We start from the raw sequence: 15,453 nt of genomic DNA, 5'->3' as shown, positions 1-15,453 counted from the left end.
AATAGGGTGAAGTCAAAAACAATCAGCAAATAATTGAACATCAGTTCATAATAATATTGAATTGAGTTCTTAATGCATAAAACGGGTTTAACAAACTAAAACACTGCAACCGCAACCGGTTTGAATTAAATCCGTAATTTGAACTTAAAACCTTCAAAGCTATGAAATCCATTCTGCCTTTAGTTTTCTTTTTGTTCGCGGTCGTCTTCAACACCAATGCCCAGATAAATGCTGTATGGTCAATTCCAAAGCAGGAACTTATTTTTGGAGACAAACAGGCAGAAATGGCTAAAATGTGGATAGATCCGGGATTTAGATTTGCGGACATCGAATTTCAAGATAAATCTTTTCGGGTTTTTTTTCACAGGAATAAACCAATATTAAAAAAGGCAAGAATAGTGGATAATGAAACCCAGATGGAGGTGGCAAGAGGTAGGGGTGATTTTTTTTGGGGATCGGCCCGTTTCATTTTTGAGACTGGTGAAAATATCAAGGTATTGCGAAAGAGAAATCCAAATGGGTATGAAATCATAGGGCCATACGGGACACTTTTTAAAGTTGAAAATCATGGAATCAGTCCGGTCAAGATTTTTAATGAAAAGGATTTTCTTGCACAGGCCTTTTTCATATTTGATAGGATCAAGGATACTCAGACCCCACCTGCTGAAGTTATTATGCAAATGAATCCAATACCGGCGTATTAGATAGGTGGATTTTTACCAATAAGGGGGATAAATAAATAAGCCAGTTAGCCAACAACTAAGCCCATTATGAAAACAAAAAGAATAGCAGTCAGCATGGGGATTTCTTTCGGAGTATTGGCAATTGGACTAATTGTATTTTTTTCCTTCAAAACTTCCATAAATAGACCGCAGGAACCATCAAAGCCATATCCATACTACACAGAAGAAGTTACTTTTGAAAACATCCAAGCCCAGGTCACCTTAGCTGGAACACTAACATTACCCTCGGCAGCAGGAAACTATCCGGCCGTTATTTTGATTTCCGGAAGCGGTGCCCAAAACAGAGATGAAGAAATTTCCGGGCATAAACCTTTCCTGATCATTGCAGACCATTTAACAAAACATGGAATAGCCGTTTTAAGGTATGACGACAGGGGTGTTGCAAAATCCACGGGTAACTTCAAAGAAGCAACAACTGCCGATTTTGCATCTGACGTTGCCAGTGCTGTAGATTTTCTAAAAACAAGGGTTGAGGTAGATAGAGACAAAATTGGGCTTATTGGACATAGTGAAGGAGGTTTAATTGCGCCTATGGTCGCATCTAATTCTAAAGATGTAAGTTTCATTGTTCTGCTTGCTGGTCCTGGAATTGAAATTAATAAAGTCCTTCTGACGCAGCAAGAATTAATTTCAAGGGCAGATGGTATTTCGGAATCTGACATAAAAGAATTTATACTACCAGTACACAAGAAGGCATTTAAAATGATATCAATGTCTACAGATGGTCGTACATTGAAAACTGACTTAGCTAGACTTATCGAAGAAACCTATGATATCACTCCTACTAACCTAATTTCGTTAAATATGACCAGGGAGCAGGTTGTATCAACTCAATCAGATAAGTGGTCATCGGAATGGTTTAGAAATTTCCTGAAGTACGATCCTGCAACAATACTAGAAAAGGTCACTTGTCCCATTCTAGCCTTAAATGGAGAAAAGGATTTGGTGGTGACACCTAAAGAGAATCTATCAGGAATTAGTAACGCACTAAAGAAGGGAGGAAATACAAACGTGACGGTCAGGGAGTTGCCAAATCTTAATCATCTTTTCCAGAACTGTGAAACGGGATCCCCTGCTGAGTATGCTAAGATTGAAGAAACATTTTCACCCATAGCATTAAAGGAAATGGCAGATTGGATTTTAAAGCAAGTAGAATAGTGCGTTGGCTAACATCACCTTGGATCCAGCGGGCGGATTGGTGTAAATATGAAAAGCAGTATATTTAAGAAGTTAGGAGTAATATTGAATCGAACGTTTCCGAATGCCTACCGTATCCAAGCTGAATCACGTTGGTATTGATTTCTGTCGCCTGCCTCGGGTTCCTCAAATTGGAAGAGCGATTTGAAATTCATTCCTCTTGACAAATTGAAGGGCATACCTTTTTGTTTTCTTTGTGCAGCATTTTTTTGGTTGTTTTTCCAAATAATTCCGGGGAAAGATATCCTAATGAACAGTGGACTTGTGACCTATAATGGCACAATATGTTATGCTTTTTTCTAAAATGTGATGATTGGTTAGGAATTGAATTTCTATTTACACAAATTGAGACAATAGATTCAACCCATAACCTTAAACCTAATGAAAAATAATCGTCGACAATTTTTGCAGAAAATCGGACTGGGTACTGCCGGTATCGCTGCGGTACCTTTTGTGACACAAGCCTCCGTCACTCATTCTAAAAACATTGCCCCAGATGAAGATCAATTCCTCCAAATCGGGGATGAAATAGCGATTGCGGAAACGGCATTTGGAAAGATACGGGGATACAAACTCAATGGTGTCTTTACTTTTTTGGGTGTGCCTTATGGAGACAATACTGCAGGGAAAAACCGTTTTATGGCGCCCCAAAAACCAGAGAAATGGGAAGGTGTCAAGGACACGATTTGGTGGGGAAATACTGCCCCACAGATCATGGAAAATAGGTACGCCAATGTCCATTATTCCTTTGCCGATCACTGGAATTACGATGATGTCAGTGAAGATTGCCTGAAACTCAATGTTTGGACAAATGCCCTTGCGGACGGGAAAAAGCGTCCGGTCCTGGTCTGGCTTCACGGTGGAGGATTTACGAATGGCAATGGGATCGAACAGGATGGATACCACGGGGAAAATTTTGCCAAAAACGGTGACATGGTTTTTGTTTCCATCAACCACCGTCTAGGACCGATCGGATTCACGGATTTATCCGGGGTGGGAGGAAGTAAATACGCCAATTCCGGAAATGTGAGCATGTTGGATATCATTGCTTCCCTGCAATGGGTGAGGGAAAATATCGCCAACTTCGGCGGTGATCCGGGAAATGTCACCATCATGGGGCAGTCCGGTGGAGGGGCCAAGGTTACCGCAACGATGTCCATGCCAGCTGCAAAAGGATTGGTTCACAAAGGGGTTGCACTGAGTGGCAGCATGCTGATTGCCAATGACCAGGAATACAGCCGGAAATTGGGGCAATTTGTGATGGAAGAGGCGGGACTGTCACCTGCTAATTTGGATAAACTGCAGGAAATTCCTTGGAGGGAATACCTCGATGTCGCCAACAAAGCGATGGAAAGGATGCGGAAAGAGTTCCCACAAGTTGGCTTTAGGGGTGGTTTTGCTCCTGTGGCCGATGGGGTCAATATTCCAAAAGGTGAATTTTTCTCCAATTCAAACGGGCCAGAAGCCGAAATGCCTTTGATGATCTGCACCACTTTTCATGAGTGGAGTGCAACCAGGGCCAATCCGCAATTGGAAGCCATAGATCTGAATGGTGCCATTGAGCAACTTAAACCAAGGTTTGGGGACAAAACCTCCGAAATCGTCCATGCTTATCAAGCCAATTTCCCCTCAAAGAAACCTGCCGAAATCATGGCTTTGGTCGCTTCCAACCGCCAAGGTGCAGTCGCCTGTGGCAATGCCAAAGCCAAACAAAAGGCCCCGGTGTATATGGCTTGGTTTGGATGGGAACCCAATCTGTACAATGGCCGAATGCGTGCTTTCCATTGTATTGACATCTGTTTTTGGTTTGAAAATACAGACAGGATGTATACCCATACCGGTGGTGGAAAACGTCCCAAACAGTTGGCTGATAGGATGTCTTCTTCTCTCTTGGCCTTTATGAAAACAGGGAATCCCAATGCAGGGACATTGCCAAATTGGCCAAAATTCACGGCTGAAAAAGGTGAAACCATGGTGCTGAACGACACCTGTGAAGTCAAAAATGACCCAGATAGGACAGCAAGAATGACTTTGCCGCAGGCATAGAAAGTTATGATTTTAGCGTGAAATGGAATTCAAAAGATTGTCAGGAGCATCCCTGACAATCTTTCTTGCTTTTAGATCCTGCACCACGGAGTGTAAAATCTTTTATTTTCACTTTATAAACTTTTCAAGCTTTCGCCTGTCCCCGAAAAAATATGTTCGGCTTATTCCAGCTTATTGTTTTCAAATAGGTTGAAAATTTGAAAATCAATGATTTGCATTGGGTTATCAAGTAGAAGAGGATATACAATTTCTTTCCCACTATTGGATTTTGCATCGTCCTTTTGGGAACACCAATTTTAATAAACTAATTTCTATAATCCATATCGCTATGCCCATTCCAACAGCGCCTGAAAAGCAGGATATCAATATGGAGGCGAACATCCATAACCGAAGGCAATTCCTCCAATACAAGGTGGAATTGTGTTACTTGGAGGATTGTAAAAACCGCAAGGTAACTGGGCGGACTTCATTTCAGAAATGCTTTCCAAAGAGAATCCCAATAGTCTGATTTTCTTTGGTTTCAACCCCAATGGTAAAGCCAATGGTTATTTCGTGTTTAAGGCAAAATGACGTGGGCAGCTCTGAATCAACTTTTGTTTCAAAGAATAAAAATTCACCAACCAACACTTTTTACTTTATCACGAATGAAAAAGTTTCGCCCGAATGCGGACAACTTTGTTCGCTATTTACAGCCTTATCCTTTACAAACCCTGAATCTAACGAATTTGAAGCCTTTTTGATTGGCACAGATCTGGTAAAAAGTCAATTAGGAATATAAAATTGATCTGGAAGATAGTCTGGGTACCAAACCAAAACAAAACTTTGGCAATCCTGGCTGATTTCCTCAAGGGTGATTCATTTGGTTGCCTTCGAAACCCATGCCTATAGCCAAAGTTTGAAAAGATAAAACGAATTGAACATGTGGGAAAATTATTTTAAAGTTTCATTTCGAAACCTGACAAAACGGAAGCTTTATACAGGGATCAATATTTTGGGGCTGACAATTGCCATTGTGAGTTTTTTGACGATTTCTCTGTACATCCAACATGAATTGAGTTATGACAAAATGTACACAGATGCGGACAGGATTTATAAATTCAACCAAGAGTTTGTGGCAGCTGGGGAAAGCCAATTTGCAGGAACAACACCCTCCCAATTGGTTCCCACATTGATGGAGGAAATACCTGAGGTGGAAGTAGCTACTTTGGTTTTTGACCTGAGTATTTTCACCTCAGTGATGATTGACAATGGAGAGGGGAATCAGGAAGAGTCGAAGGTTGCATTCGCAGATGAAAACTTCTTAAAGGTTTTTGATTTTGAAATGCTGGCAGGCAATCCAGACTTGGCATTGAAAGAACCCAATCAATTGGTTATAACAGAAAGCACTGCAAAGAGGTATTTCAAAAACACCAATGATGCGATAGGGAAAATCCTCAAAGTGGATGGCAAAGACTATTCGGTCACTGGTGTAATGGTGGACTTTCCTTCCAATAGTCATTTGGATTTTGATTTTCTTGCTTCTTTCAAATCCCACCGTCATGGCATCAATCCGGAATGGTCTCCTTCCAACTATTACAGTTATGCCAAATTGAGACCAAATACAGACCTTGATGCTTTTTCCGGGAAAATGGACCAAATGATCGAAAAACATATGGGGGAGACCATGAGGTCCAATGGATTCAGCAGTTCTTTTCATTTTCAACCTGTATCATCCATTCACCTAGGAGACAGCCAACTCAAATCCCTTAAACCCACCTCAGATATCAAATACCTATATATTTTTGGTATTGTGGCCGTGTTGCTGATTTTTATTGGGATCATCAATTATGTGAATTTGGCGACTGCTGAGGCCTCTGAAAGAAGGAAGGAAGTCGGGCTGAGAAAAGTGATGGGGGCTGACAGGTTGCAATTGTTTGGTCAGTTTATTTCCGAATCCTTTATTCTGACCTTTTCTGGGATTGTATTCAGTCTATTGGTGCTTTTTTTCAATTCAGGATCATTTGAGGGGATTTCAGGAGTACCAATCCGATTTGATTTGCTGATGACCCCTGTTGGCATTGGGGTAATCATAGGATTATTATTGGTAATTGGCTTTTTGTCAGGATTCTATCCTGCAATGATCCTTTCCGGCATGGAACCCCTGAAGGCTTTGGGGAAAAACATTCATTTTGGCCGCGGCGGTTGGCTGCGCAAAGGTTTGGTCGTTTTCCAGTTTTTTGTTTCCATTGGCTTATTGGTGGCGACTTTGATTGTTCAGCGTCAATTGGATTACATGCAGTCTGTCAATCTAGGATATGACCGAGAGGAAGTAGTTGCCCTGACCTACCACTACAACATGCGTAATGTGGTAGGAGGATTCAAAAATGAATTGCTCAGGACCGGGAATGCCCAATCTGTTGCCTTGGCTGCCGATATGCCGATTTTTATCAAAGCAGGATATAAAATTTTCCCCGGTGGAGACAATGATAAAGAAATGATGATTACCGGTTATTCTGTGGATCCGGATCTGATCAAAACCATCGGATTGAAAATAGAAGCCGGGGAGGACTTTGCGGAAAATGAATTGACCCGAACCGAAGCTTTCAAACAAAAAGCAGAACATTCAGTGATGTTGAATGAAGCAGCCGTCAAGGAACTTGGCTGGACCCCGGAAGAGGCAGTTGGAAAAAAATTGGATTTTGGGGATGAACCCACCTATGTCAAGGCTGTAGTCGGGGATTTTTATTTCAATTCTTTGCACCATCGCGTTGGCCCAATGGTGATCATGGTCGATCCGGACCAAGCCAATGTGATTTTGGTAAAACTACCCAAAGGCAATCCAACAAAATATTTGGCAGGAATGGAAAGTATTTGGAAAACCCTTGCCCCAGGAAGACCATTCAATTACAAATTTATCGATCAGGAATATGCGCAGATGTATAAGTCTGAGCAAAAAGTCGGTGCCATCTTCAGTGTCTTTTCCGCCATTGCCATCTTCATCGCCTGTATGGGACTGTTTGGATTGGTATCCTATGTGGCTTTGAGAAGAACAAGAGAGATAAGCATCAGAAAGGTCCTTGGTGCCACAGTTTCTGATGTGCTCAAAGTTCTTTCAGCAGATTTCTTTGTCCTGCTAGGGATTTCAGCTGTTATGGCCGTCATGTTCGGGATTTGGTTTTCAAACCAATGGCTCCAAGGTTTTGCTTATAAAACAGAAGTATCTCCATGGATTTATATCCTTGCTATCCTTTTGGTAAGTGTCATTTCTGTTTTGACAATCGGATACAGGACAGTGAAGGTGTTTGTTCAGAATCCAGCCAAGACGCTGAAAGATGAGTGAGGGGAGGAAGAAGTGAGTCCTTGAAGCTGAATGAGACACAAGAGGCAAGATTCATAAGCAAGAAATAAGATACGGGATGCAAGAGATAATACATAAAAATAAAGGGGTAGTTCTCCTTTCGGCTCGATCCTTTGACTTGGCTCGGGACCCATACTGAGAATCCTTACAACAGCGAATAGAAATTGAAACCTAACCGGACCTTCGGGAAAATCTATAGGAAAACAACAATTCCCATGCTCAAAAACTACTTCAAAATCACCTTCTAATATGACAAGTTCAATATCTTTTCACTTTTCCAGCGTTCATCCCCATGCTTAAAAACTACCTTAAAATCGCCTGGAGAAACCTTTTGAAAAAGAAGGCTTACTCCTTTATCAACATCTTTGGGCTGGGTCTGGGGATGGCCTGTTGTTTCATGATATTTATGTTTGTGCAGGACGAGTTGTCCTTCGATTCCTATCATGAAAAAGCTGACCGGATTTATAGATTGACCCATGGAAGGCTGGCATCTAAGGATCAGCCAGAAAGCGCAAGTATCAATCCCTTTTGGGTCTGGGGCAATGCACCGGTGGGACCTGCGGTTCAAAGTTATTTTCCCGAAATCGACAAGGTGGTGCAGTTTTCAGGAAGCTCAGATATATTGCTGACAGATGGCGAAAACTCCTATCAGGAAGAAGGGGTGTTTTTTATGGATTCAACCGCCTTTGACATATTTAGCTGGAAAATAATCAAAGGGGATCCAAAAACCGCATTGACTGCGCCGTACAGCATGGTGATGACAGAGAGTACTGCCAAAAGGTATTTCGGAGATGAAGATCCTATTGGTAAAACGATGAAAGGAAGTGACTCACCGGGTAGGTCAAATTCTGGTGATTATACAATTACGGCTGTTATTGCGGATGTGCCCGCCAATTCTCATTTCAATTTTAACATGCTGCTATCATTGAGCACGTTTAGGTTATCAAACCCTGATATTTTTGATTGGTGGGGCTATGTAGACATTTACACTTATTTTTTAGTGAACGACAACTTTGACCGTGGGTCATTTGAACAGAAAATACCTGCCTTTCTTGCCGCAAGACAAGATGATCCCCTCTACACCATCAAGGTAGAAAAGATGGAAGATTTTTACCTGGGATCCGATGCTGACAGACAACCTGGCGAGACAGGGAGTTTGTCCAACATCTATGTGTTTTCGGTGATCGGTATCTTCCTACTTGTCATTGCGATGATCAACTTTATGAATTTGTCTACCGCAAGATCCATGGAGCGTGCTAAGGAAGTCGGTATACGAAAATCCATTGGAGCAGACAGGAGTCACTTGATTTTCCAATTTTTGGGAGAATCCATTATTATCGTATTTCTTGCCATGCTGGCTTCCATGTTTTTTATATCGGTTGCGATGCCCTTGATGAACAGCATTACAGGCAAAGAAATGGAATTGACAGCATTGATGAGTTGGCAAATCGTTCCAGCATTCATCGGGATTTTGTTTTTTGTGGGGATCTTGGCAGGTTCCTATCCTGCTTTCGTATTGTCAGGATTTAGGCCAGTGCAGATTTTGAAGGGAATCTCAGTTGTGGAAAGTGGTGGAGTAAATCTCCGAAAAGGATTGGTAATATTCCAGTTCAGTCTGTCCATAATATTGATAGCAGGAACCCTGATTGTGTATTCCCAAATGAATCACTTGCTTGACAAAGACATGGGCTTTGACAAGGAACAGATGTTGGTCTTGGATTACAACTATGATGAAAGGGTCAATGTCAGATCCAGTGTTTTAAAGGCCGAAATGGAGGCAAATCCTGCTATCCTTTCTGCGGCTTTTTCCAGAAGCGTTCCAGGCGGCTATTTTCCAAATGCAGGGACAGATATTCAGAATATCGACGGTGAAATGACAAATATGGGACAGGCGATTTTCCAGGTGGGGATAGATTTCATAGACCATTTTGATATGGAGCTGGTGGCTGGGAGAAGCTATTCGAGGGATTTTCCATCGGATTCAACATCAGCTTTGGTGATCAACGAAGCGGCAGCACGGCAATATGGCTATGCCAACCCAGCTGACATTGTGGGGAAAAAATTTGATCAATGGGGAAGATCCGGGGAAGTGATCGGCGTGGTGAAGGATTTTAATTTCATTTCCCTACACCGCAAAATTGAGCCTTTGACCTTGCCATTTGAAGCCTATGCAAGTCGTTTCCTTTCGCTCAAAGTGAAGTCTGACAATATGGAAAAAACCCTCGCAGAAGTCGAGGAAGTTTGGAAAAAAATTGCACCCCATAGGCCTTTTCTATATAGCTTCTTGGATGAGGATTTTGCCAAACAGTACCAGGCAGATTTCAAGTTCAGACAGCTATTTACTGTCTTTTCGGTTTTGGCCATCTTGATAGCCAGTTTGGGTCTGTTTGGATTGGCTACTTATACGGCAGAAATCCGAACCAAGGAAATCGGGATCAGAAAAGTGTTGGGTGCAGAGGTTTCCAGTATTGTGGCCTTGCTGTCCAAGGATTTTATCCAATTGGTCTTGGTGGCTATCGTGATTGCAACCCCGGTCGCCTGGTATGTGATGAACAGGTGGTTGGAAGGTTTTGCCTACCAAGTAGAAATAGGTTGGTGGATCTATCCATTGGCCGGACTTGTGGCTGTAATTGTGGCGATGGTGACCATCAGTTCCCAAGCTGTCCGGGCAGCGATGCTCGATCCGGTGAAAAGTTTGAAGAGCGAGTGAGGTGAATAATATATATCCAATAACAAGAATTTTATAGATTGATTATTCAAAGACAAGAATCATGAACACTGGAGAAGAATCTACTTATCTGGTTGCCAAGCAACAGCAACAAGGAACAGAAGGAGGCCTGTCTGCTGTGGTGGAACCATTTGATCTACAGCATTTCAATAAATACATCATGTGCAATTTGCGAAGTCATTTTGACTATGGGGAAAGAATCATTTAAAGCAGCGATAAGAAATCCCACAAAAACCTATAAACCCGAAATATGCTTTAGGTTTCCAAATGAGACCGAAACTGTAAGAAAATCAGCCTATTGGGAGACAAATTCCTGATACCAATAGGGTGAAGTCAAAAACAATCAGCAAATAACTGAATATCAGTTCATTATAATATTGAATTGAGTTCTTAATGCATAAAACGGGTTAAAAGCGATTGATAAGCCACCGGAAATCTATTTGACGGTATACCGCTCCATCAAAGCTTGGTAAAGAGAATGAAGGATTCATTAAATAAGCGTATAAACAATGAGATTCACTTTTCATGGATTATTCCACCACTAAACATCCTGTAAAATGATTAAAAATTATTTTCTTGTCGCCTTCCGAAATCTCAGAAGGAATAAGCTCAGGACATTGGTCCATATCCTTGGACTTTCGATCGGTATTGCCGTCTGCCTTTTGGTTTTTCATATTGTCTCGTTTGAAACTGACTTCGATAAATTTCACAAGGATGGAGACCGGATTTATCAGGTAAACACAGAGACCTTTTACAACGAGGAATCCTGGAAAAATGGGGGAGTCCCTTTTCCCCTTGGGGATGTCATCATGGATGAAATTCCTGAAATAGAAGCAAAGACGCATTTTTATACGCTTTGGGATGTCAAAATAGCAGCACCCGGAGAAAACAAAATCCATAAAGGGGGAGCCAACATTGTCTTTGCGAACAATCAATTTTTTGACATTTTCCCAAGGGAATGGTTGGCAGGAAATCCTGCCACGGTGTTGACAGATCTCAACCAGGTAGTCCTGACTGAATCGAAAGCCAAAACCTACTTTCCAGAGATGTCTCTTGCAGAGGTTTTGGGCAAAGAAATGGTGTATTATTTTATGGACACGGTACACACCACTGTCGTCGGGATTGTCGCAGATTATAAGGAAAACTCAGATCTGAAATTCACGGATTTGATTTCGATGGGAAATATGCTTGTAGAGGAAAACAGGGACGATTATGCTGTAGATCAATGGAATTCAGTCAATTCTTCTTCGCAGGTATTTGTCAGGCTGAATCCAAATGCAAAAATGGCCGATGTGGATGCAAAGTTTAAAGCGATAGTGGATAAATACATGGAAAAAGAACGGGGAAATGCCACGGTCTTTTCCCTGATGCCTTTGTCTGAGATTCATTTTCACGAAAACTTTGACCAGTCCGGCGCCAACAAATCGGTGTTACAGGGTTTGGTGATTATCGGATTCTTTATTCTTTTGCTGGCAAGCATGAATTTCATCAACCTGGAAACCGCCCAATCCATCATCAGGTCCAAAGAAGTCGGTATCCGAAAAACCCTTGGCAGCAGCAGGTCTCAATTGGTTTTTCAATTCCTTTCCGAAACGGCCTTGATTGTCACCTTGTCGATTTTCGTCGCTGTATTTCTCAGCGAAATGCTTGTCAAGTATTTCAGGGATTTTATTCCTGAAGGATTGGCGATGGATTACCTATCACAAAGGAATATATTGTTTTTAACTGTTTTGGCTTTTGTTTTGACCTTGGTGTCAGGATTGTTTCCTGCTTTGATCTTATCCGGATACCAACCCCACAAAGTACTCAAGCGAGATCTAAAAACGCCAAACGGATTCTCCCTGGGTCATTTTATCCAAAAAAACCTGACGGTTTTTCAGTTTGCCTTGTCGATTGGATTCATCATTTCGGTATTGGTGGTTTCGAGTCAGATCAAGTATATGGTGAACAAAGATATGGGTTTTGACAAAGAACAGGTCCTGTATATCCGGACGCCCTATTTGGTGCCAGAATCCCAAAAAGAGGCATTCAAAACCGATATAGACAACCAATCCTTTGTTCTCAAATCCACTTTGGGCAATGATATTATGGCATCCTCAAGTATGTGGACTTCTTTGATTGAAATCGAAAGAGAGGGAGAAAAGAAAGAAATAGGCATTCAGGTCAAGAATATTGATGAAAATTACCTCGGGGTGTACAAAGTGGATTTGATTTTCGGAAGGAATATCAGGAATGTGGAAACTGAGATGTTGATCAACCAAACATTGGCAAAAACGATTGAATTTGCAAATCCATCAGATGCCATAGGCCAGCAGATTTCCTATTCAGATAGGGAATTTACGGTTGTTGGGATTGTTCCTGATTTTCATACCCGATCACTCAGGGAAAAAATCTTGCCTTTGATCATGGTTTATCGGCCTATAAATTCGCATACATTAAGTTTGAGGATGGAAGCATCCACTGATTTAATGGCCGCCAAAGGAAAATTGGATGCAATTTCAAAAAAGTTCTTTCCTGTTGAAGAGGAGGAATTCAAATTTTTTGATGAGACATTGGCCGGTTTTTATAAATCTGATTTAAAGCTTCGAAAAGTATTGGGCATGGCAACAATGATGGCTTTGATCATTAGTTTGCTGGGATTGTTTGCTTTGTCCTCGTTTACCATCTCACAGCGGACCAAAGAAATCAGCATTCGCAAAGTTCTCGGGGCCACTTTACGGCAGATACTTTATTTGATTTCCTTGAATTACATGGTTTTGATAGGAATAGCCTTTGTGCTAGCCGTCTTTCCCGCCTATTATTTTCTGAATGATTGGCTCAATGGATTTGCATATCGGGTGGATATGCCCTTTCTCATTTTCCTTTTGGCTGGATTGGGGGTGTTGACAATCTGCCTTGTCATCGTTGGGATTCATTCATGGATTGCTTCCCAAACCAATCCTGCCAAAATATTGAAAAGTGAGTAATGCGACTAAAAAGAGAGGGAATTCCTGAAACAAGCACACTTAAACTTACATCGAAAAACCATTTTCCACAGGATATTGGCCAGGAATATTGTCATCATCCAACATTTCACGCAAGTCGATTTCGATTGATCTGGAGAGAGTGGAAATGGGCAAGCTGTTGTAGGCTGGTTCGAATGGGTTTTCTGAATAATCTCCAATTCTGTCCATCAAAAAGAAGATCCAGATAATGAGTGCCGAAAAAGGAATGGTCAACCAGATATATAAGTCTTTTGATCCTTCAAAAATATTGAGCATTCCAAAAGGAATCAAAGCGCAAAAAACATAGTTCATCCAAAGTGCCACGGATGCATATTGTCTGGGCAAAGGGAAGTTCTTGATCCTCTCGCACATTCCTTGATCGTCATAGAGTTTACCGATGATTTCATGAAGCCACACATGTTTGTAGTCGGAAACAAGACCATCTTCTTTCAGCTTTTGAAGGGTTTCCGATTGTGTTTTGAGGATTTGGGCAGCAACATTGCTTTTGGATTTTAAATTGTCCCATTCCGAGGGAGAGATAAAGTGAGCCAAAATTTCTGAAAGTTCCCTGGAATAGTTGTCTCTGAATGTTGGGGTGAATATCATTTTGAGTGGATCTTCTGGATGTTCCCAAGTCCTCTTTTTTCGCAAGGTATGGTTGAGGGCATGGACCCAGGCAATATGTCTGTAAACGATCTTTTTTTTGAGTTCTTTAGCCGTTGCTGCATCTTTGGTCTCTACCATGGTGAGAATGGCTGTGGTAAAAGTTCTGCTATTGTTGACAATGGAACCCCATATTTTTCGGGCTTCCCATGTCCTGTCATAGGAACTGTTGTTTTTGAAGCCAAGGTAAAAAGCTACTGCGATACCGATCACACTTATGGGTTCCCATGGAAGTGTAAATTCCAAAAAGGTGATTTCAAAAACCAAGACAATAACAGCCGCATACAGAATACCGTAGAGCAATGGTTTTTTTGACCACTTGACCGTCATCCAAAAACTATAGTGTCTTTTTACATACATGCTGTTTTTTTCAAAAAAAAGTACCTTTAGAATTCAAAACAACCTAAGATAGACAACTTAGTGGAATAATTAAAAAAACCATTCGTAATCAATGAGAATGAATCTGCAGTGATGTCCTTGGCAGCTTTATATTCCAAAGGGTATCTGAATATTTTTGAAATCAAATAATTTGTAATGCGCAAATGAGGAAACTACCTTAAAAAACAAAAGTTCCTCCGAGGAGGAACTTTTGAAGCAAAAGAATGATGTAAAAGCTCAGAAACGAACCCCAGCGGACAGTTGTATGATTGAATTTTTAACATCCGCGTCTTTTTTCACATCCGTAAGTCCAAGATTATACCTTCCTTGAACAAATAGCGGCCCAATGATTTGATAAGTCAGTCCACCCACCAGCGCAAAATCGAAGGTTTCAGAGTTGGAGATGTTGACATTTTCCTTTTCATTCAATAAAAAGGAAACCTGCGGCCCAACATCGACGGACAAGCGATCAGGAATCAAATAAAAACGTGCCACGACCGGAATCGAGAGATATCCCAATTCGTTTTTTATGTTTTCACCAGTTCCTTTCAAATTTGAGCCTGCGGTGGAATACAAAAGCTCTGGCTGAATCGAAAATGCCTCGAATAAGCCAAATTCAACAAATATGCCAGCATGGTAATTGGTGATGCTTTCAAATTCATAACCAGCCAAATCACTTCCAGTGTAATTGGCGAAATTTACTCCTGCTTTGGCGCCAAAGTGCAATCCCTGGCCAAAAGTGTGGCCTATTGCAAAAATGGCCAAGGTAGTTGTAAGAATGATTGTTTTTTTCATGATCCAAAACGTTAAGTTAATTTTTGTTTAAAATTTAAATAATAGTTTGAGGTTAAATAATTAAGATTATCCGTTTTTGGGTTTTATTTTCTAAAAATGGGCTGGAAGACAAAAGACGATAGAAATCTAAAATCCTGAATTTTCGGTTTTATCAACTGGCCCATTGATTTATTGGCAAAGTAATGGTGTAAATTTTAGATAAATAGTAAATATTAGAATTTTTTATTTAATTATTATTAGATAAATTTATTTAAAATAAAAATATTAATTGATTAATAATACTTTAAACACTACCATTAATCATTGTTTTGAACGAGGGGAAAAAGCAGAATGTTGTTATTTGGATCGATTTATTTATCCAAGTCTGGAAATGAATAACAATCTGAAAATCAACACTTAATTTAAATTTCCATGATGATGAAGTTTTTTAGACATCAACCTCTCTTAGATCAGGTAAAATCCATGGATGTATGTGCCGAGACAGGATTCAAAAACAGGGGTTTGGTGGGGACATTCAGAAACCGAACCATTGGAAATTCCAATAATTCAGAAAAAGGTGTGAATTAAAATCGGAAAGAAACG

The 15,453-nt window shown here is 40.8% G+C and carries 10 protein-coding genes; 8 read left to right on the top strand and 2 right to left on the bottom strand.

Annotation, left to right across the window (positions count from 1 at the left end):
• The first annotated feature begins 161 nt into the window (after positions 1 to 161).
• The 7 genes from F824_RS0109770 to F824_RS0109725 all read left to right on the top strand — a co-directional run bounded on the left by F824_RS0109770 (position 162) and on the right by F824_RS0109725 (position 13,017).
• Positions 162 to 704: a hypothetical protein gene (locus tag F824_RS0109770; RefSeq protein ID WP_019597701.1), complete on the top strand. Its 543-nt coding sequence runs from the start codon at positions 162 to 164 to the stop codon at positions 702 to 704.
• Positions 705 to 770: 66 nt separating this feature from the next.
• Positions 771 to 1,901: an alpha/beta hydrolase family protein gene (locus F824_RS0109765; RefSeq protein WP_031327001.1), complete on the top strand. Its 1,131-nt coding sequence runs from the start codon at positions 771 to 773 to the stop codon at positions 1,899 to 1,901.
• A 420-nt stretch (positions 1,902 to 2,321) separates the two neighbouring features.
• Positions 2,322 to 3,986: a carboxylesterase/lipase family protein gene (locus F824_RS0109755; RefSeq protein WP_019597699.1), complete on the top strand. Its 1,665-nt coding sequence runs from the start codon at positions 2,322 to 2,324 to the stop codon at positions 3,984 to 3,986.
• 919 nt (positions 3,987 to 4,905) lie between these two features.
• Positions 4,906 to 7,305, top strand: coding sequence for an ABC transporter permease (locus tag F824_RS0109740; protein WP_019597696.1), 2,400 nt, complete (start codon positions 4,906 to 4,908; stop codon positions 7,303 to 7,305).
• Between the two features lie 310 nt (positions 7,306 to 7,615).
• Entirely contained in the window at positions 7,616 to 10,033 is a 2,418-nt protein-coding gene (locus tag F824_RS0109735) for an ABC transporter permease (RefSeq protein ID WP_019597695.1), read from the top strand.
• Between the two features lie 61 nt (positions 10,034 to 10,094).
• Positions 10,095 to 10,259: a hypothetical protein gene (locus F824_RS27480; protein ID WP_019597694.1), complete on the top strand. Its 165-nt coding sequence runs from the start codon at positions 10,095 to 10,097 to the stop codon at positions 10,257 to 10,259.
• A 349-nt stretch (positions 10,260 to 10,608) separates the two neighbouring features.
• A complete protein-coding gene (locus tag F824_RS0109725) occupies positions 10,609 to 13,017 on the top strand; it encodes an ABC transporter permease (protein ID WP_019597693.1) in 2,409 nt (802 codons plus the stop codon).
• 45 nt (positions 13,018 to 13,062) lie between these two features.
• Here F824_RS0109725 and F824_RS0109720 read toward each other — a convergent pair whose 3' ends face one another.
• Both F824_RS0109720 and F824_RS0109715 read right to left on the bottom strand, forming a co-directional pair.
• Positions 13,063 to 14,058 (bottom strand): bestrophin family protein, encoded by a 996-nt coding sequence (locus tag F824_RS0109720; RefSeq protein ID WP_019597692.1) that lies wholly within the window; start codon positions 14,056 to 14,058, stop codon positions 13,063 to 13,065.
• A 255-nt stretch (positions 14,059 to 14,313) separates the two neighbouring features.
• Positions 14,314 to 14,871 carry a porin family protein gene (locus F824_RS0109715; RefSeq protein ID WP_019597691.1) on the bottom strand — a complete coding sequence of 186 codons (558 nt, stop codon included), beginning with the start codon at positions 14,869 to 14,871 and terminating at the stop codon, positions 14,314 to 14,316.
• 411 nt (positions 14,872 to 15,282) lie between these two features.
• Here F824_RS0109715 and F824_RS27475 point away from each other — a divergent pair, with 411 nt between their 5' ends.
• The gene (locus tag F824_RS27475) at positions 15,283 to 15,438 is read left to right on the top strand and encodes a hypothetical protein (RefSeq protein WP_019597690.1); all 156 of its coding nucleotides are present in this window, start codon (positions 15,283 to 15,285) and stop codon (positions 15,436 to 15,438) included.
• Positions 15,439 to 15,453 lie beyond the last annotated feature (15 nt).

This window comes from Rhodonellum psychrophilum GCM71 = DSM 17998 (assembly GCF_000381545.1).
GTDB classification, from domain to species: domain Bacteria; phylum Bacteroidota; class Bacteroidia; order Cytophagales; family Cyclobacteriaceae; genus Rhodonellum; species Rhodonellum psychrophilum.
Note: the sequence above shows the minus strand (reverse complement) of the source record. Positions and strands in the feature narration are given on the sequence as shown.